The sequence below is a fragment of the Streptomyces sp. NPDC001348 genome, assembly GCF_053597535.1.
In genome coordinates, this window is record NZ_JBSFIK010000002.1 from 124,430 (window position 1) to 141,640 (window position 17,211).

Consider the following 17,211-nt stretch of genomic DNA (forward strand, 5'->3'; position numbering starts at 1 on the left):
CCGTCCGAAGTCCTCAGCCGCCGAGTGCCGTCAGCACCACGGATTTGGCCTCCTCCTGCACCTGGGCGAGGTGGTCGGACCCCAGGAACGACTCGGCGTACACCTTGTAGACGTCCTCCGTGCCGGAGGGACGCGCCGCGAACCAGGCGTGCTCGGTGGTCACCTTGATGCCGCCGAGGGGGGCGCCGTTGCCCGGGGCCTCGGTGAGCACGGCGGTGACCGGTTCCCCGGCCAGGGACTCCGCGGTGACCTGGGCGGGCGACAGCTTGGCCAGCAGCGCCTTCTCCTCGCGGGACGCCGGGGCGTCGATCCGCGCGTACGCGGGTTCGCCGAAGCGGGCGGTCAGTTCGGCGTAGTGCTCGGACGGCGTCCTGCCGGTCACGGCGGTGATCTCGGAGGCCAGCAGGGCCAGGATGATGCCGTCCTTGTCCGTCGTCCACACCGAGCCGTCCCGGCGCAGGAACGACGCGCCGGCCGACTCCTCGCCGCCGAAGCCGAGCGAGCCGCCGATCAGCCCGTCCACGAACCACTTGAAGCCGACCGGCACCTCGACCAGTTCCCGGCCGAGTTCGGCGGCGACCCGGTCGATCATCCCGGAGGACACCAGGGTCTTGCCGATGCCCGTCCCGGCCGGCCACTGCTCACGGTGACGGTAGAGGTAGGAGATGGCGACCGCGAGGTAGTGGTTGGGGTTCATCAGGCCCGCGTCCGGGGTGACGATGCCGTGCCGGTCGGCGTCGGCGTCGTTGCCGGTGGCGATGGTGAACCGGTCGCGCTGCTCGATGAGGGAGGCCATCGCGTACGGCGACGAGCAGTCCATGCGGATCCGGCCGTCCCAGTCCAGGGTCATGAACCGCCAGGTGGGGTCGGTGTGCGGATTGACCACGGTCAGGTCGAGCCCGTGCTGTTCGGCGATCCGGCCCCAGTAGGCGACGGACGCCCCGCCCAGCGGGTCGGCGCCGATGCGCACGCCGGCCCTCCGGATCGCCTCGAGGTCCAGGACGCTCGGCAGGTCGGTGACATAGGTGCCGAGGAAGTCGTACCGGCCGGTCGTGTCCGCGGCGAGCGCCTTGGCGTAGGAGACGCGCCGTACGTCCTTCAGGCCGCCCGCGATGATCTGGTTGGCCCGGTCCTGGATCCAGGAGGTCGCGTCCGAGGCCGCCGGGCCGCCGTTCGGCGGGTTGTACTTGAAGCCGCCGTCGGAGGGCGGGTTGTGCGAGGGCGTGACCACGACCCCGTCGGCGAGACCGGTGGTGCGGCCCCGGTTGTGGGTGAGGATGGCGTGGGAGACCGCCGGGGTCGGTGTGTACCCGTCCGCGCTGTCGATCAGCACCCTCACGCCGTTGGCGGCGAACACCTCCAGCGCGGTCACCTTCGCGGGCTCCGACAGCGCGTGGGTGTCGGCCCCGAGGAACAGCGGGCCGTCGGTGCCCTGGTCGGCCCGGTACTCGCAGATGGCCTGGCTGGTGGCGGCGATGTGGTCCTCGTTGAACGCGCTCGCCGACGACGATCCGCGGTGTCCGGAGGTGCCGAACGCGACCCGCTCCCCGGGCTCGGCCGGATCCGGGTGCAGCGCGTAGTACGCGGTGACCAGCCGGGCCACGTCGACCAGATCCTCGGGACCGGCCGGCGTGCCCGCTCGCTCGTGCGGCATGGGTGCGTTCCTCCGCTTCGGTTGACGTCTCGCTCGGCGTCCCATCTTTCCCCTTCGACACGCCTGTACGCGAGTGCGCCACCGTCACGCTCGCCCACGCAGGGGCGCCGCCGGCCGGATCACCCGGCCACGGACTTGAATCTCCCCCGGGGGGAGACGGAAGGGTGAGGTCATGGACGGCGATTCCCTGTACTCGATCGGTGAACTGGCGCGGCGCACCGGACTGACGGTCAAGACCGTCCGGCGCTACTCGGACCACGGCATCGTGGCGCCGGCCCGGCGTACCGCCGCCGGCCACCGCCGGTACGGCCCCGACGCCGTGGCACGGCTGGCCCTGGTGCGCACGCTGCGCGAACTGGGGCTGGGGCTCGAGGCGATCCGCGGGGTCGTGGGCCGGGAGCTGGCTCTCGGCGACGTCGCCGCTCGGCACGCCGCCGCCCTGGACGCACAGATCGGGGCCTTGCGTCTGCGCCGCGCGCTGCTGACGGCCGTCGCCAGGCGCCGGCCCACCTGCGAGGAGTTCGAGGAGATGGAGAACATGCACCGACTGGCCCGGCTCGCCCCGGCCGAACGCCGTCGCCTGGTCGACGACTTCCTGGAAGCCGTCTTCGACGGTCTCGACGACGACCCGGGCTACGCCGCGGCGCGGTGTTCCATGACGCCCGAGCTTCCCGACGATCCCACGGACGAACAGGTCGAGGCCTGGGTGGAACTAGCGGAACTGTCCCTGGACCCGGGCTTCCGTTCCGGTCTGCGGCGTGGCGCGGCGGACCATGCGGCCGTCCGTCGCGCGAGCGGCACCGTCCTGCCGCGCCCCGACGCGGTGGCGATCGTCCGCCAGCACGCGACGGCCGCCGTGCGGTCGGGCATCGCGCCGGACTCGGGCGAGGCGGGTCCCGTCGTAGCGGCGCTCACCGGGCACTGTGCCCGGGCCTTCGACCGCCCCGACGACGCCGAGCTGCGGCGATGGCTGGTGCGGCGCCTGTCGGCCGCGCACGATCCGCGCCGCGACCGGTACTTCGAACTGCTCGCCCTGGTCAACGGCTGGCCCGCCCCGGAGCCTGTGGCACCGGCGGTCGAATGGTCCGTCACGGCGCTGGGCGCGCGGGCGGGCGACGGCTCGCTCAGAAGGGCATGATCGTCGGCCGGTGGCGAGCCGCCTCGCCGGTCAGTAGTGGTGTCCGCAGCCGACCGGGCTGACGCCCCGGAGGGCGCAGGCCTCGTCCGCCGCGCGCTGGATCCCTGCCGCCTCGGCCTGGCGGCCCGCCGCCTCGAGGGACCGCGCGAGGTTGTACTGCGTCTGCACCGTGCCGTACCAGTTGTCGTACTCCTGACGGATGCGCAGTGACCGTTCCAGCGCGGTGACGGCCTCCTCGACCCGTCCCACCGCGTGCAGGGCACAGCCGAGGCTGTTGAGCGAGTCGCCGTGGAAGATGCGGTCGTGCGCCTGGTGGAGCTCGCAGGCCTGACGGAAGGCGGTGACGGCCTCGGCGTGGCGACCCGCGTCGTCCAGGGCCAGGCCGAGGTTGTGCTGGGCCCGGCCCTCGTTCCAGGCGTCCCCGAGGGCCCGGAAGCGGTCCCGGGCGCTCAGATGGGCGGCCAGGGCGACGTCGTACTGCCCGGTCCTGCGGTGGGCCAGGCCCAGGATGTTCCAGGCCATGCCCTCGCCGGTCGGGTCCGCGATGCGCCGGAAGAGGTGGGCCGCGTGCGTGAGCGGTGCGAAGGCCTCGCGGGGGCGTCCGCCGAGCGACAGCGCGTTGCCCAGGTGATTGCAGGCGGTGGCTTCGGCTCGCTCGTCCCCCAGCCGGTGGGCGACGGCACGTGCGATCCTGCTGACGGCGGCCCAGTCCTCGAAGAAGCGGCGCCAGCGGAGGTACCTGGCCAGGTGCAGCGCCAGGCCGACCCGGGCCTGGGGGTCGTCCTCGTCCGGCCACTGCACCGCGGCCACGAGATTGGTCCGCTCGCTGTCGAACCAGGCCAGGGCGGTGTCCCGGCGTGCGGCGGCGTCGGGAGAGGGGTCGTGGACCGGGACCAGCAGATGGCGGTCGCAGTGCGCGGCCTGCCGGTGGTAGTGCGCTCTCGCCCGCGCCCGTGCGGTCCGGGCCTCCTCGGCCAGCCGGGGATCGGCCCCGGCGAGGGCTGCCGCGTAGCTGCGCACCAGGTCGTGGATGCCCCAGCGTACGGCCGTCCCGTCACCCTGCCGCTCCCACGTCACCAGGTGGGCCCGGGCCAGGTCGTCGAGCACGTCCAGTGCCGCGTGCTCCCCTCGGCCCATGATCTCCGCGGCGGTGTCGGTGCCGTAGTCGGCGCACGGGACCTGGGCCAGGAGGCACAGGGCCCGGGCCCGGTCCTCGGGCAGGCGACGCATACAGGCCTCGAAGACGGGGGCCAGCGACAGCGGCCTGCCGTAATGGTCCACGCCCTCGCTGCGGAGTGTGTCTGTGAGATCGGTCCCGGAGTGGAGTTCCTCGACCAGGGACGCCACATCCCGGCGTGAGGGGCGGCCGCTCAGGAGTGCGGCCACGATCTGGAGGGCCAGGGGCAGGTGGCCGCACAGCCGGGTCAGCTCGCGCACGGCCTCGGCCTCCCGCTCCGGCCGGTCGTCGTCCGCCTGGCGCAGGCGCAACGCCCTGGCGATCAGCGCGGCGGAGTCCTGCGGACGCAGCGGGCCGAGGTACAACTTGCGGGCGGCCAGCGAGGGGTGCGACTCGCGGGAGGTGAACAGGACGCGGTGCGTCGTGCCGCCGGGCAGCAGCGGCGGAAGCTGGCTCGGCTCGCACACGTTGTCGAAGAGCAGCAGCACCCGCTGGCCGAGGTCGGCGAGCCGGGCCAGCTTGCCGCGGTACAGCCCGTAGGGGTCGACCTCCTCGGACGGCAGGTGGGCGCTGCCGGTGCCGAGTGCGTGCAGCAGGGACATGACGGCCTGCGCGGGCGCCACCGGGGTGTCCTCGTAGCCCGCGAGGTCGAGGAAGAGGGTGCCCCCGGTGAACCAGCCCTTGCCCTTGGCGATGTGCGCGGCCTGCAGCGCGAGGGTCGTCTTGCCGATGCCGCCCAGCCCGGTCACCGCCCACATGACGGGTGAGTCGGCGGGCGGGGTGTCGCCGGACGGCCGTAACCCCTCCAGGAGGAGGTCGAGTTCGCGTTCGCGTCCGGTGAAGCCGTGCTGGACCGTCGGCAGGGTGGAGACGGCGGTCGGCTCGTGGGCCGCGTGCTCGCAGCCGGCGCCGAACGACACCGGCCCGTGGAACTGGCCGTTCCGGAAGTCGACGTGGTCGTGGTACCGGTCAGGGCCCGTGGGCCGATCGTCCCCTGTCTGCACCCGGTCCTCCCCCAGCGACGGTGCGGGCCCGGCATGGACCGCTTCGCGGCGCTATACGGTAGGGCATCCCGCGTCGCCGTGGTACGGGATCGGCCGATTCACCCCCTGTCGGTCCCGTCGTGGTACACGGGCCTCGCGAGAGCGGGGCTACCGGCGCGACAGCCCCGCCCCGGACGCGGGATGCGCCGTCACGGGAGGGCCGGCGGGCCGGGGCCGCGGCAGGGTGCGCTCACGCGGGTGGAGCAGGCCCAGCACGATGGCCGCGCCCACCGCGACCAGGTGTTCTCGACCCGCGAGGTTGGGCACCGCCACCGACTCGCACACCATGGATCCGCCGGTCAGGGCGAAGACCACCGGCGCACGTCGGACGACCGCGATGTACGTGAACAGTCCGACCACCGCGGCCGACGGCCCGGTGTCGAGGAGCCGCCCGCACTCCGGGGGCAGGCCCAGCCCCCGCCAGCCGGGTCCGATCGCGATTCACCGCACGTTTTCCGCTTCCCTCAGCGGATGTCGGTCGGCAGGGGCGGGTTGCCGTCCGTCAGGTCCTGGGTGCCGATGACCGAGAGCAGCTCCAGCTGTGCGGCGCCCTCCGTACCCGGCGGGGCGGTGAACCACAGCAGGCGCTGGCGGCCGTCCTCGCTGAACAGGTTGTGGCAGTCCAGCTCGATCACGCCCAGGGCGGGATGGACGATGCGCTTGTGGTCGCTGCGGCGCAGGGCGACGTCGCGGGTCTCCCACAGGGCCACGAACTCATCGCTGTGCCGGCGCAGCGCGGCGACCATCCGGGCCACCGCGGAGTCCTTGCCGCGCCGGGCGGCGACCGCCTGCAGGTCGGCGACGAACACCCGGGAGTGGTGCGGGTGGTCCTCGGCCGGGTAGACCGCGCGGGCTCCGGGGTCGGTGAACCAGCGGTACACGAAACTCGCGTCGGGTCCGGTCGTCGCCGGGGGCGGGCCGAGGAGCGCCCTGGCCAGGGGGTTCTGTACGAGCGTCTCGTGCAGGTCGGTGATCACCTGGGCGGGCGTGGTGGTGAGCCGGTCCAGCAGACCGAGCAGGGCGGGCTGGACGTGCGCGGCCGGGCCGTGCGCCGCCGCGGGCAGCGGGCGGTCGGCGAGGTGGAACAGGTGGTCGCGTTCGTCGCCGTTCAGCCGGAGCGCGCGGGCGAGCGCGGCCAGGACCTGGGCGGAGGGCTGAGCGCCGCGGCCGCGCTCCAGCTCGGTGTAGTAGTCCGCGGACAGCCCGGCCAGCAGGGCGACCTCCTCGCGCCGCAGTCCGGGCACCCGGCGCCGGGGACCCGCGGGCAGGCCGACGTCGGCCGGGCGGACCCGGTCGCGCCGGGACTTCAGGAAAGCGGCGAGTTCGGACTGGTTCACCCGGCCATGATCTCGTGTCCCGGCCTGCTGAGCCAGGGGTTGCCGACCCCTGGGTGGAGACAGCCATGGCTCCCACGGGGACACCGGACCACGCTGGAGAGCGCAAGCACGGCACCACGCACTGTCAGAGGAGCAACCATGTCCACCCAGGAAGCGACGAGGGTCGCCGTCGTCACCGGCGGCTCGCGCGGCATCGGCCGTGCGACGGTGAGCCGGCTGGCCGCCGACGGACACGCCTTGGTGGTCGGTTACGCGGGCAACCGCGAACTGGCCGAGGCCGCCGTCGAGGAGGTCACCGCCGCGGGCGGCCGGGCGGTCGCCGTACGGGCCGACGTCGCCGACGAGGAGGACGTGGCCGCGCTGTTCGCCACCGCCGAGTCGCGGTTCGGCGGGGTCGACGTGGTCGTCCACGCGGCCGGACGCATGTATCTGTCGCCGGTCGCCGAACTGGACCTGGCGGAGCTGGACGCGTTGCACCGCACCAACATCCGCGGCACCTTCGTGATCGCCCGGGAGGCCGCCAGGACCCTGCGCCCCGGTGGCACACTGATCACCTTCTCGACCTCCGTGGTGGGCCTGGCCTTCCCCGGGTACGGCGCGTACAGCGCCAGCAAGGGCGCGGTCGAGGCACTCACGATGGTGCTCGCGCGGGAGCTGCGCGGGCGGGACGTCACCGTGAACACCGTCGCACCGGGGCCCACCGCCACCGATCTGTTCCTCGAGGGCAAGGACGAGGAGACGGTCGCCCGGCTGGCCGCCCAGCCCCCGCTGGAGCGCCTCGGTACCCCGGCCGACATCGCCGCGGTCGTGTCCTTCCTGGCCTCCCCCGCCGGTCACTGGGTCAACGGCCAGGTGATCCGCGCCAACGGCGGCATCGTCTGACGGTCACCCGCTCACCGGAAACCCCTTACCCAACCACCCCTTCGCACTCAAGGAGAAACACCATGCCGTTCGCCAACTTCAAGGTGCCCGCCGGGAGCCTCGACGAGAAGCAGAAGGAGGAGATCGTCACCCGCGCCACCCAGCTGTACGTCGACCTCTACGGTGAGCGCGCCCGCGCCAACACCCTCGTCCTGGTCGAGGAGGTCACCGACGGCGGCTGGGGCATCGGCGGCAACGTACTGACCCTCGCCATGCTCCAGCAGTCGCCCGAGGACTGACCCCGGCCCGCTGCGGGTGCGCGGCGGGCCGGTCCGGCGGAGTCTGGGGGACATGCCCCACAACGCGGTGGAGTCGGTGCTCGACGAGCTGTACACCACCCCGCCGGGCCGGTTCGTCGCCCGCCGGGAGGAACTGGCGGCCGCGGCCCGGACGGAAGGCCGTACCGACGACGCCCGCCGGATCCGCGCCGCCCGGCGGCCCACCCTGGCCGCCTGGGCCGCGAACCTGCTGCTGCGCTCCCGTCCCGAGGAGAGCCGGCAGTTCCTGGAGCTGGGCCGGGCGCTGCGCGAGGCGTACCGCACGCTGGACGCCGCCGGGCTCAAGGAGCTGTCCGCGGAGCGCCGGCGGATCGTCTCCGCGCTGTCCCGGCAGGCGACCGAGCTCGCCCGGGAGGCCGGGCACGGGCTGTCGGACGCGGCACGGCAGGAGGTCGAGTCCACCCTGCGCGCGGTGCTGGCCGACCCGGACGCGGCCGACCGGTGGGCGTCCGGCCGCCTGACCGGCGCGCTCACCCCGCCCTCGGACTTCGAGGCCGCCCGGCTGCCCGGGGTGTCGCGGACGCCTGCCCGGCGGACGGCCGCACCGCCGCCGGCGTCGGCCCGGGCGGCGGACGAGCTCGCCGAGCGGCGCCGGCAGCGCAGGCGGCAGCAGCTCGACCGCGCCCGCAAGGCGGCCGAGCGGGCCGCGGAGCGGCTGCGCGAGAAGCGCGCGGAACAGGCGGAGGCCGAGGCGCGACTGGCCGATGCCGAGCGGCAGTTGGACCAGTCCCGCGAGACCCTGCGGCGGGCGGAGCGCGAGCGGCAGCGGGCGGCGGAACGCCACGCGGCCGCCGGCGAGGCGCTGGCGCGGGCCGAACGGGAGGCGCGCGAGGCCGCCGAGCAGGCCGACCGGCTCGCCGCCGGCTCCTGACGCGCCGGGACATCCCGGAACAGCACCGAGCGGCCCTGTGCCCAGCGGCACTTCGACGACGCCGGGGCGCTTCGCCGGAGCCGGGCGCCCACGCCGGGCACCGGCCGACCGGGTGAGCCCGTACGGACGACCCTTCACCCACTTACCCCGCTGCGCTCGTGGTGTGGCACGGCACGGCGCAGGATCGTGCCCATGCGACCGGCGCGTTTACTTGCGCGGCGCGCCGGTCGCTGTCCGTTCCGCCCACCGGCCGCCCCTGACGACAGACACAGGGGCCCGCGAAGGAGATGCGCACAGGATGACCACGATGTCTGAGCGGGTTTCAGAACTGTCGGTGCGACAGGCGTCGCACCATGTCTCCCAGTCCGTGTTCGACGGCTCCAGGCTCCGGGTCGTCCTGCTGGTGGACGTCTACGACGGAGCCCAGCAGCAGTTCCTGGAGGCCTACGAGCAGCTGTGCAACCAGGTCGCCTCCGTCCCCGGGCACGTCAGCGACCAGCTGTGCCAGTCGATCGAGAACCCCTCCCAGTGGCTCATCACCAGTGAGTGGGAGAGCGCCCCGCCGTTCCTGTCCTGGGTGAACAGCGAGGAGCACGTCCGCATGGTGGAGCCGCTGCACTCCTGCGTCCGGGACACCCGGTCGCTGCGCTTCCACATCGTCCGCGAGACGGATACGGACACCTCGGCCGGCCAGCGCCGGCTGCAGGCGGCTCCCCGGATCGGTGACGGCGTGGTCCGCCACGCCCTCACCTTCACGGTCAAGCCGGGCAGCGAGGAGAAGGTCGCCGGGATCCTGGCGGAGTACGCCTCGCCCGAGCCGCAGGTCGACGACACCACGCGGCTGTGCCGCACCTCCCTGTACATGCACGGCAACCGCGTGGTCCGCGCCATCGAGGTGCGGGGCGACCTGCTCACGGCGCTGCGCCACGTCGCCCGGCAGCCCGAGGTGCGGGCCGTCGAGGAGGCCATCAACCCCTACCTCGAGCAGGACCGGGACCTCGACGACCAGGAGTCCGCCCGGGTCTTCTTCACCCGTGCGGCCCTGCCCGCCGTCCACCACGTGACGCAGGCCCAGGACATCCCCGAGGCGCAGCGGCACGCCCTGTACTACCCGGCCCGGGAGGGGCTCGGCATGCGGCTGGCCGAGGTCCTCGCCGAGCAGGACGCGGTGGCGGCGAAGGACCCGCGCAGCCCGATCCTGCGCAGCACGATCTTCCAGCGCGACGACGTCGTCGTACGGCTGATCGACATGCGGGGCGCCCTGGAGGCGGCCGACCCCGTCGTCGCCCTCGGCCTGCCCGACCCCTCGCAGGCGGCGGAGCTGACCACGCTCCTCGACGCCGGCGCCAGGAGCGGTGACCCCGCGCGCCTGCTGGAGTCCGCCCGCATGGCCCTCGTCACCGACCGCCGTTCGCCCGAGGTCTGACCGGCAGTACACGGCCCGCGACGGCCACACCCCCCACGTCGACGCAGCACAGCATCGGAGGAACGTCGTGACCAGATCCCGTCCCCCTATCGTGGATGTCAGCGAGATCGAGCCCAACACCAGGCGCGGCGGTGACCTGCGCGCCCTGCTCACCCCCACCACGGTCGGCTCGACCAGCGGTTTCATGGGCGTCGCCATGGTGCAGCCCGGCGACCGCATCGCAGAGCACTACCACCCGTACTCCGAGGAGTTCGTCTACGTCGTCTGCGGGCAGCTGGAGGTGGACCTGGACGGCGAGCCGCACCCGCTGCGGCCGGAGCAGGGGCTGATGATCCCCGCCCACGTGCGCCACCGGTTCCGCAACGTCGGTGACGTCGAGGCCCGGATCGTCTTCCACCTCGGCCCGCTGGCCCCGAGCCCGCCGCTCGGCCACGTCGACACGGAGGAGACCGTGCCCGCCGCGGTCGCCGCCGAGGGGGCCGGCGCGGGCGGGAGCCGGTCATGACCAGGCGGGTGGCGGTCACCGGCATAGGCATCGTGGCACCCGGCGGCATCGGCGTTCCGGCCTTCTGGGATCTGCTCGCCGGTGGCCGTACCGCGACCCGGGGCATCACGTTCTTCGACCCGGCCGGACTGCGCTCCCGGATCGCCGCCGAGTGCGACTTCGACCCGACGGCGTACGGACTGGACGCGGAGCAGACCGCTCGGGCGGACCGGTACATCCAGTTCGCCCTGGTCGCGGGCGACGAAGCCGTCCGCGACTCCGGTCTCGACCTCGCCAGGGAGAACCCCTGGCGGGTCGGGGTGTCCCTGGGCACCGCCGTCGGCGGCACCACCCGGCTCGAGCACGACTACGTCCTGGTCAGCCACCGCGGGCAGCGCTGGGACGTGGACCACCGGGAATCGGAGCCGCATCTGCACCGGGCGTTCTCGCCGAGCACCCTCGCCTCGGCGGTCGCGGAACGGTTCGGGGCGTGCGGCCCGGTGCAGACCGTCTCCACGGGCTGCACCTCGGGTCTCGACGCGGTCGGGTACGCCTTCCACACCGTCGAGGAGGGACGGGCCGACATCTGCATAGCCGGTGCCTCGGACTCGCCGATCTCACCGATCACCATGGCGTGCTTCGACGCGATCAAGGCGACGTCCCCGAACAACGACGATCCCGCCCACGCCTCCCGCCCCTTCGACAACGACCGTGACGGGTTCGTCATGGGCGAGGGCGGGGCGGTGCTCGTCCTGGAGGAGCTGGAGCACGCCCGGGCCCGCGGCGCGCACGTGTACTGCGAGCTCGGCGGCTACGCCACCTTCGGCAACGCCTACCACATGACCGGTCTGACCAGCGAGGGCCTGGAGATGGCCCGGGCGATCGAGGTCGCCCTGGACCACGCCCGGCTCGACGGTTCCGCGATCGACTACGTCAACGCGCACGGCTCGGGCACCCGGCAGAACGACCGCCACGAGACGGCCGCGGTGAAGCGGGCCCTGGGGCAGCACGCCTACGACACACCGATGAGCTCGATCAAGTCGATGGTGGGTCACTCCCTCGGGGCCATCGGGGCGATCGAGGTCGTGGCCTGTGTGCTGGCCCTGACCCACCAGGCCGTACCGCCCACCGCGAACTACGAGACCCCCGACCCCGAGTGCGACCTGGACTACGTCCCGCGCGTCGCACGCGAACGGAAGCTGTCCAGCGTCCTGTCCGTGGGCAGTGGGTTCGGCGGTTTCCAGTCCGCGGTGATCCTGACCCGGCCGAGGGAGAGGACACCATGAGCGAACCGTATCCGCGGCGCGCGGCCGTCACCGGGATCGGTGTGGTCGCGCCGAACGGAACCACCGTGGAGGCCTTCTGGAAGTCCACCGAGGAAGGCATGAGCGTCCTGGACCGCGTCACCCGCGAGGGCTGCGAGCAGCTGCCGCTGCGGGTGGCCGGCGAGGTCCGCGGCTTTGAACCGTCGGCGGCCGTCGAGGAGCGGTTCCTCGTCCAGACCGACCGGTTCACTCACTTCGCGATGGCCGCGGCCGACCTGGCACTGGAGGACGCCCGCCTCGGCCAGGCCGACACCGACGAGGCGCCGTTCTCGGTGGGCGTGGTCACCGCGGCCGGCTCCGGCGGCGGTGAGTTCGGCCAGCGGGAGCTGCAGCGACTGTGGGGAAAGGGCAGCCGGTTCGTCGGCCCGTACCAGTCCATCGCCTGGTTCTACGCCGCCAGCACCGGCCAGATCTCCATCCGCCGCGGCTTCAAGGGGCCCTGCTCGGTGGTCGCCGCCGACGAGGCCGGCGGCCTGGACGCCCTCGCGCACGCGGCGCGGGCCGTGCGGCGCGGCACCGACGTGATCGTGGCCGGGTCGACCGAGGCGCCGCTGGCGCCGTACTCGATGGTCTGCCAGCTCGGTTACGAGGAGCTGAGCACCGTCGACGATCCGGCGTGCGCCTACCGCCCGTTCACGGACGGCGCCTGCGGTTTCGTCCCCGCCGAGGGCGGCGCGATGCTCGTCGTGGAGGAGGTCGCCTCGGCCTGGGAACGGGGGCTGCCCGTGCGGGCCGTCCTCGCCGGGCACGCGGCGACCTTCACCGGTGCCTCGCGCTGGGAGGCGTCCCGGGAGGGACTCGCCGAGGCGATCCGCGGCGCCCTGGCGGAGGCCGGCTGCGCGCCCGAGGAGGTCGACGTCGTCTTCGCCGACGCCCTCGGGGTGCCGGCGGCGGACCGGGCGGAGGCGCTGGCGATCGCCGACGCCCTGGGCGGTCACGGCCGGCGGGTGCCGGTGACGGCGCCGAAGACGGGCACCGGACGGGGCTACTGCGCGGCTCCCGTGCTCGACACGGCGGCCGCGGTGCTCGCGATGGAGCACGGTCTGATCCCGCCGACCCCGAACGTGGTCGACGTCTGCCACGACCTCGACCTCGTGACCGGCCGGGCCCGCGCCGCCGAGCTGCGCACGGCACTGGTCCTCAGCCGGGGCCTCATGGGGTCGAACTCGGCGCTCGTGCTCCGGCACGGCGCCGCCGACGCCTCGTAGCGAGGTCGCCGGAGCGGAACCCAAGCAAGGAGAGAGAGGAACGACATGAGTGCCCAAATCACCGTCGAAGAACTGGCCGAACTCATGAAGAAGGCGGCTGGGATCACCGTCAGCCCCCAGGAGCTGTCGGACCGCCCCGACACCGCCTTCGGGGAGCTCGGCATCGACTCGCTCGGTCTGCTCGGCATCGTCGGCGAGCTGGAGAACCGGCACGGCACGCCGATGCCTCCCGACGCGGAGCGCTGCAAGACCCCCCGGGAGTTCCTCGACCTCGTCAACAGCGCCCTTCTGGCAGGAGCCTGACATGGCTGGACACACGCAGAACGAGATCACCATCGCCGCACCGGTGGACCTGGTGTGGGACATCACCAACGACGTGGCGAACTGGCCGCAGCTGTTCAGCGAGTACGCCTCCGCCGAGATCCTGTCCCAGGAGGGGGACAGGACCACCTTCCGGCTGACCATGCATCCCGACGAGAACGGCACCGTGTGGAGCTGGGTCTCGGAACGGGAGACCGACCGCCCCACCCTCACCGTCAAGGCCCGCCGGGTGGAGACCGGCCCGTTCGCCCACATGAACATCCGGTGGCACTACGAGGAGGTGCCGGGCGGCACCCGGATGGTCTGGACCCAGGACTTCGCGATGAAGCCCGAGGCCCCGGTCGACGACGACTGGATGACCGACAACATCAACAAGAACTCCAAGATCCAGATGGCCCTGATCCGGGACCGGATCGAGAAGGTGGCCGCCGAGCAGGGGGCCCAGCCGGGCCTGACCGACTGAGCCGGACGGAGAGACACCGTGCACCAAGCCCTTATCGTGGCCCGGATGGCCCCGGGGTCGGCCCCGGACATCGCGAAGATCTTCGAGGACTCCGACCGGGGAGAGCTGCCGCGGCTCGTCGGTGTCGCCCGGCGCAGCCTCTTCCAGTTCGGTGACGTGTACCTGCATCTCATCGAGTCGGAGCAGGACCCCGGCCCGGCCATCGCCAAGGTGACCGGCCATCCGGAGTTCCGGGACGTGAGCGAGCGGCTGTCGGCGTACGTCGGCGCGTACGACCCCGAGACCTGGCGCTCGCCGAAGGACGCGATGGCCCGGCGCTTCTACCTCTGGGAGCGCGACCGGGCCGTCTGAACCCGCCGTCCGCCCCCGCGGACGGCCACCGGTCGCCGGGCCCGCAGCGTCGCGGGCCCGGCGACCGGTGTTGTGCGCGGCTTCGGACGGATCAGCCGGGAACCGTGCAGTCGAACGCGTGCAGGTAGGGGTTGACCGGGCCGATCTCGTCGATGACCAGGCCCGCCGCGGTCAGCCGGCTGACCATGCTGTCCGTGGTGTGCTTGGCCCCGCCGACGTTCAGGAGGAGCAGCAGGTCCATGGCGGTGCTGAAGCGCATCGAGGGGGTGTCGTCGACGAGGTTCTCGATGACCACGACGCGGGCCTTGGGCCCGCCCGCCTCGATCACGTTGCGCAGGCAGCGGGCGGTCGACTCGTCGTCCCACTCCAGGATGTTCTTGATGATGTACACATCGGCCTGCACCGGAACGGACTCGCGGCAGTCGCCGGGCACGATGCGCACCCGGTCGGCGAGCGAGCCGCCCGGACGCAGCCGGGGGTCGGCGTTCTCCACCACGCGGGGCAGGTCGAGCAGGGTCCCCCGCATCGACGGGTACTTCTCCAGCAGGCTGGCCACCACATGGCCCTGGCCGCCGCCGATGTCGGCGACCGACTTGGCCCCGGACAGGTCCAGCAGCTCGGCGACCTCCCGCGCGGACTGCTTGCTGGAGGTCGTCATCGCCCGGTTGAAGACGTCGGCCGACTCGGGGGCGTCCTCGTTGAGGTAGCTGAAGAACTCCTTGCCGTACAGGTCCTCCACGACGTTGCGGCCGGTGCGGACCGCCTCGTCGAGGCACGGCCAGGCGTCCCACGTCCACGGCTCGGTGCACCACAGCGTGATGTAGCGCAGGCTGTGCGGGTCGTCCTCGCGCAGCAGCCGGGACATGTCGGTGTGCGCGAACGTCCCGTCCTCCCGCTCGGCGAACACGCCGTAGCAGGAGAGCGCGCGCAGCAGCCGCCGGAGCGGCCCCGGTTCGGTCTTCACCGCGGCCGCGAGGTCCGCCACGGCCATGGGGCCGTCCCCCAGCGCGTCGGCGACGCCCAGCCGGGCCGCCGCGCGGAGGGCGGCGGCACACGCCGCCCCGAAGACGAGTTCCCTCAGCCGCATGGACGGCGGTGGGGCAGTGGGTGCGGTCGTCATGTGCCGCCTCTCCTCCTTGGGTTACGGATGGGTTCGGCCGGTCAGCACAGTCCCGCGGGCTTGGACTTCCCGCAGTTGTTGCGGGCGAAGGTGTTGTTGCGCGCCGCGGCTTCCTGGTTGACGAGGTCCGCCGGCGCGTTGCTCTTCACCCGGTTGTCGTGGATCCGGTTCCGCTCGCTGGTGGTGCCCACGAAGCTCTTGTAGAGGACGACGCCACCGGAGAGCGGGGACTTGCCCACGTTGCCGGTGATGACGTTGCCGGTCACCAGGGAGTCCTCGGCGCCGGTCAGCACGATGCCGGAGCCCTGCAGGAAGGGCAGCCGGGCGGTCTTCGGGCAGTACTTGTTGTTCTTGACGATGCTGTTGTAGGCCACCGTCGCCTTGCCGGCCTTGGGCTTGTTCTCGTCGCCGACGACGAACACCCCGGCGCAGTTGCCGGTCACGTCGTTGTGCGCGACGGTGATGTTGCGCAGGCGGCGGGCGGTGACGCCGATGCGGTTGCCCGCGAGCACGTTGCCGTCGACGATCGTGCCCTTGGTGTCCTTGGCGCCCGCCTCGGTGAGCATCGTGTTGGCGAGGAAGACACCCGCGTCGCCGTTGTTGCGGACGGTGTTGCCCCGGACCAGGCTGCGCACCGAGCGCTCCTCGGCGATGCCCCACAGCTTGTTCTTGTCGGCGGTCACCTGGCGCACGGTCAGGTGGTCGGTACCGACGGCGAACACCCCGGCCCGGGCGAAGCCGGTCACGGTCAGGTCGGCGACGGTGACGCCGTCGACGCGCCAGCTCTTCGTCCCGACCACGCAGATGCCGTTGCCGCGCCCGGCGCAGCTGCTGTCGGTCTTCTTCTTGCCCGGTGCGATCACCGTCTTCCGGCCGTCGCCGCGCAGGGTCACCCACGGGGTGGTGATCTTCACGCTCTCGCGGTAGGTACCGGCGGTGACCAGCACGGTGTCTCCCGGCTTGGCCGCGTCCACCGCTTTCTGGATCGATTGCCCCGGGCGCACGACGTGCAGCGTGGGGCAGTTGCCGGCGGGCGCGGCCGCGCCGACTCCGGCCACGAGGAGCGCTGCGGCGCAGGCGCCGTAGACGGTATGACATTTCTTCATATTCCGCACGTTACGTCCCAAATGCCGCCGGACGGCCCGGATGAGCCGTCCGGCGGCGTGTCACGTCGCATCAGAGGGACATGTAGAGGCGGGTGCCGCCGGACCGGTAGCCGACGCGTTCGTACACCCGACGGGATCCGTCACCCGAGTACTCCAGCCAGACCGATTCCGCGCCCCGGGCGAACACCGCCCCGGTCAGTGCGGCGGTCACCGAGGCGGCGACACCCCGGCCGCGGTGGGCCGGGCGGGTGCCCACGCCCGCCAGTTCCGCGGTCCCCGCGGCGGGCGCGGAGCAGGTCGCCGCGCCCGCGCAGCCGCCGTCGGGGGTCCGGACGAAGCGGACGGCTCCGCCGCTGTCGGCTGTGCGGCGCAGCCGGGCGGCGCCTTCCGGGGAGGGCGGGAACTCACCGGCGAAGGCCTCCGACAGGGCGGCGTCGATCGAAGCGTAGTCCTCGTCCGTGGTGGGGACTTCGACCACCGGCCCGCCGGTGAACGACGGCACCGCCAGTGTGTGCGGTGTGCAGACGAGGTAGGTGTGCCGGGCCTCGACGGTGAAACCCGCCCGGAGGAGCGCCGGTTCCACGGCGGGCGCGGCGTCGGGGGCGAACTCCAGCCGGGGCCTGAGACCGCGCTCGCGGAACGCCCGGACCAGTGCCGCGACGTCCCGGTCGTCCGGTCGGGCGCCGGTCAGGGGCGTCGCGTAGCTTACGTACGGGCTGGTGGTGGCGGGGTCGAAGCCCGCGACGAAGCCGCCGGTTTCGGCGACCTCGGGGCGGCGCCGGAGGTTGCGGACGGCGAATCTCTGGACGTCGGTGTCCATGGTGATGGTGACCTCACGTGAGTGGCAGGGAGTGGGCACGCTGCTGTCGCCCGGCCGTGGCCGGGCGTCGTGGGGCCGCCGTGCGGAGAAGGGCGAACGGCACGTTCAGTGCCGACGGCGGCCGCTGGGGGACGCCGCGGTCAATGGCTTCAGTCCTTCGGGGAATCG

The 17,211-nt window shown here is 73.0% G+C and carries 18 protein-coding genes; 11 read left to right on the top strand and 7 right to left on the bottom strand.

Annotation, left to right across the window (positions count from 1 at the left end):
- Nucleotides 1–13: 13 nt before the first annotated feature.
- A complete protein-coding gene (pgm, locus tag ACWC21_RS02340) occupies nucleotides 14–1,654 on the bottom strand; it encodes a phosphoglucomutase (alpha-D-glucose-1,6-bisphosphate-dependent) (RefSeq protein ID WP_450877249.1) in 1,641 nt (546 codons plus the stop codon).
- A 172-nt stretch (nucleotides 1,655–1,826) separates the two neighbouring features.
- On the opposite strand from pgm, the gene ACWC21_RS02345 reads away from it, so the two are divergent.
- Nucleotides 1,827–2,792: a MerR family transcriptional regulator gene (locus ACWC21_RS02345; protein ID WP_450877251.1), complete on the top strand. Its 966-nt coding sequence runs from the start codon at nucleotides 1,827–1,829 to the stop codon at nucleotides 2,790–2,792.
- Between the two features lie 30 nt (nucleotides 2,793–2,822).
- Here the strand turns inward: ACWC21_RS02345 and ACWC21_RS02350 are convergent, their stop codons facing one another.
- The 3 genes from ACWC21_RS02350 to ACWC21_RS02360 all read right to left on the bottom strand — a co-directional run bounded on the left by ACWC21_RS02350 (nucleotide 2,823) and on the right by ACWC21_RS02360 (nucleotide 6,349).
- Complete coding sequence (locus ACWC21_RS02350) at nucleotides 2,823–4,973, bottom strand: tetratricopeptide repeat protein (protein ID WP_450877253.1); 2,151 nt, start codon at nucleotides 4,971–4,973, stop codon at nucleotides 2,823–2,825.
- 147 nt (nucleotides 4,974–5,120) lie between these two features.
- Nucleotides 5,121–5,372 (bottom strand): hypothetical protein, encoded by a 252-nt coding sequence (locus ACWC21_RS02355; RefSeq protein WP_450877255.1) that lies wholly within the window; start codon nucleotides 5,370–5,372, stop codon nucleotides 5,121–5,123.
- A 104-nt stretch (nucleotides 5,373–5,476) separates the two neighbouring features.
- The gene (locus tag ACWC21_RS02360; protein ID WP_450877257.1) at nucleotides 5,477–6,349 is read right to left on the bottom strand and encodes an MmyB family transcriptional regulator; all 873 of its coding nucleotides are present in this window, start codon (nucleotides 6,347–6,349) and stop codon (nucleotides 5,477–5,479) included.
- Nucleotides 6,350–6,487: 138 nt separating this feature from the next.
- Here ACWC21_RS02360 and ACWC21_RS02365 point away from each other — a divergent pair, with 138 nt between their 5' ends.
- The 10 genes from ACWC21_RS02365 (at nucleotide 6,488) to ACWC21_RS02410 (ending at nucleotide 13,997) form a co-directional block, all read left to right on the top strand.
- Nucleotides 6,488–7,231, top strand: coding sequence for an SDR family oxidoreductase (locus ACWC21_RS02365; protein WP_450877259.1), 744 nt, complete (start codon nucleotides 6,488–6,490; stop codon nucleotides 7,229–7,231).
- Nucleotides 7,232–7,293: 62 nt separating this feature from the next.
- Nucleotides 7,294–7,509, top strand: a complete 216-nt coding sequence (locus ACWC21_RS02370) for a tautomerase family protein (RefSeq protein ID WP_450877261.1) — start codon at nucleotides 7,294–7,296, stop codon at nucleotides 7,507–7,509.
- Between the two features lie 52 nt (nucleotides 7,510–7,561).
- The gene (locus tag ACWC21_RS02375; protein WP_450877263.1) at nucleotides 7,562–8,419 is read left to right on the top strand and encodes a hypothetical protein; all 858 of its coding nucleotides are present in this window, start codon (nucleotides 7,562–7,564) and stop codon (nucleotides 8,417–8,419) included.
- A 298-nt stretch (nucleotides 8,420–8,717) separates the two neighbouring features.
- Entirely contained in the window at nucleotides 8,718–9,845 is a 1,128-nt protein-coding gene (locus ACWC21_RS02380; protein WP_450877265.1) for a SchA/CurD-like domain-containing protein, read from the top strand.
- Between the two features lie 67 nt (nucleotides 9,846–9,912).
- On the top strand, nucleotides 9,913–10,350 hold the full coding sequence (locus ACWC21_RS02385) for a cupin domain-containing protein (RefSeq protein WP_450877267.1): 438 nt from the start codon (nucleotides 9,913–9,915) through the stop codon (nucleotides 10,348–10,350).
- Complete coding sequence (locus ACWC21_RS02390; RefSeq protein WP_450877269.1) at nucleotides 10,347–11,615, top strand: beta-ketoacyl-[acyl-carrier-protein] synthase family protein; 1,269 nt, start codon at nucleotides 10,347–10,349, stop codon at nucleotides 11,613–11,615. Before ACWC21_RS02385 ends, ACWC21_RS02390 begins: the two co-directional genes overlap by 4 nt.
- On the top strand, nucleotides 11,612–12,862 hold the full coding sequence (locus ACWC21_RS02395) for a ketosynthase chain-length factor (protein WP_450877271.1): 1,251 nt from the start codon (nucleotides 11,612–11,614) through the stop codon (nucleotides 12,860–12,862). The genes ACWC21_RS02390 and ACWC21_RS02395 overlap by 4 nt, the downstream gene beginning before the upstream one ends.
- Before the next feature lie 45 nt (nucleotides 12,863–12,907).
- Nucleotides 12,908–13,165, top strand: a complete 258-nt coding sequence (locus tag ACWC21_RS02400; protein ID WP_388793522.1) for an acyl carrier protein — start codon at nucleotides 12,908–12,910, stop codon at nucleotides 13,163–13,165.
- Between the two features lies 1 nt (nucleotide 13,166).
- Nucleotides 13,167–13,646: an SRPBCC family protein gene (locus ACWC21_RS02405; RefSeq protein WP_450877273.1), complete on the top strand. Its 480-nt coding sequence runs from the start codon at nucleotides 13,167–13,169 to the stop codon at nucleotides 13,644–13,646.
- Between the two features lie 18 nt (nucleotides 13,647–13,664).
- A complete protein-coding gene (locus tag ACWC21_RS02410) occupies nucleotides 13,665–13,997 on the top strand; it encodes a TcmI family type II polyketide cyclase (RefSeq protein ID WP_450877275.1) in 333 nt (110 codons plus the stop codon).
- A 91-nt stretch (nucleotides 13,998–14,088) separates the two neighbouring features.
- Here ACWC21_RS02410 and ACWC21_RS02415 read toward each other — a convergent pair whose 3' ends face one another.
- From ACWC21_RS02415 to ACWC21_RS02425, 3 genes are all read right to left on the bottom strand, one after another.
- Nucleotides 14,089–15,117, bottom strand: a complete 1,029-nt coding sequence (locus tag ACWC21_RS02415) for a methyltransferase (RefSeq protein ID WP_450877277.1) — start codon at nucleotides 15,115–15,117, stop codon at nucleotides 14,089–14,091.
- A 41-nt stretch (nucleotides 15,118–15,158) separates the two neighbouring features.
- Nucleotides 15,159–16,223, bottom strand: coding sequence for a right-handed parallel beta-helix repeat-containing protein (locus tag ACWC21_RS02420; protein WP_450877279.1), 1,065 nt, complete (start codon nucleotides 16,221–16,223; stop codon nucleotides 15,159–15,161).
- Nucleotides 16,224–16,293: 70 nt separating this feature from the next.
- Nucleotides 16,294–17,043 carry a GNAT family N-acetyltransferase gene (locus ACWC21_RS02425; RefSeq protein WP_450877281.1) on the bottom strand — a complete coding sequence of 250 codons (750 nt, stop codon included), beginning with the start codon at nucleotides 17,041–17,043 and terminating at the stop codon, nucleotides 16,294–16,296.
- Nucleotides 17,044–17,211 lie beyond the last annotated feature (168 nt).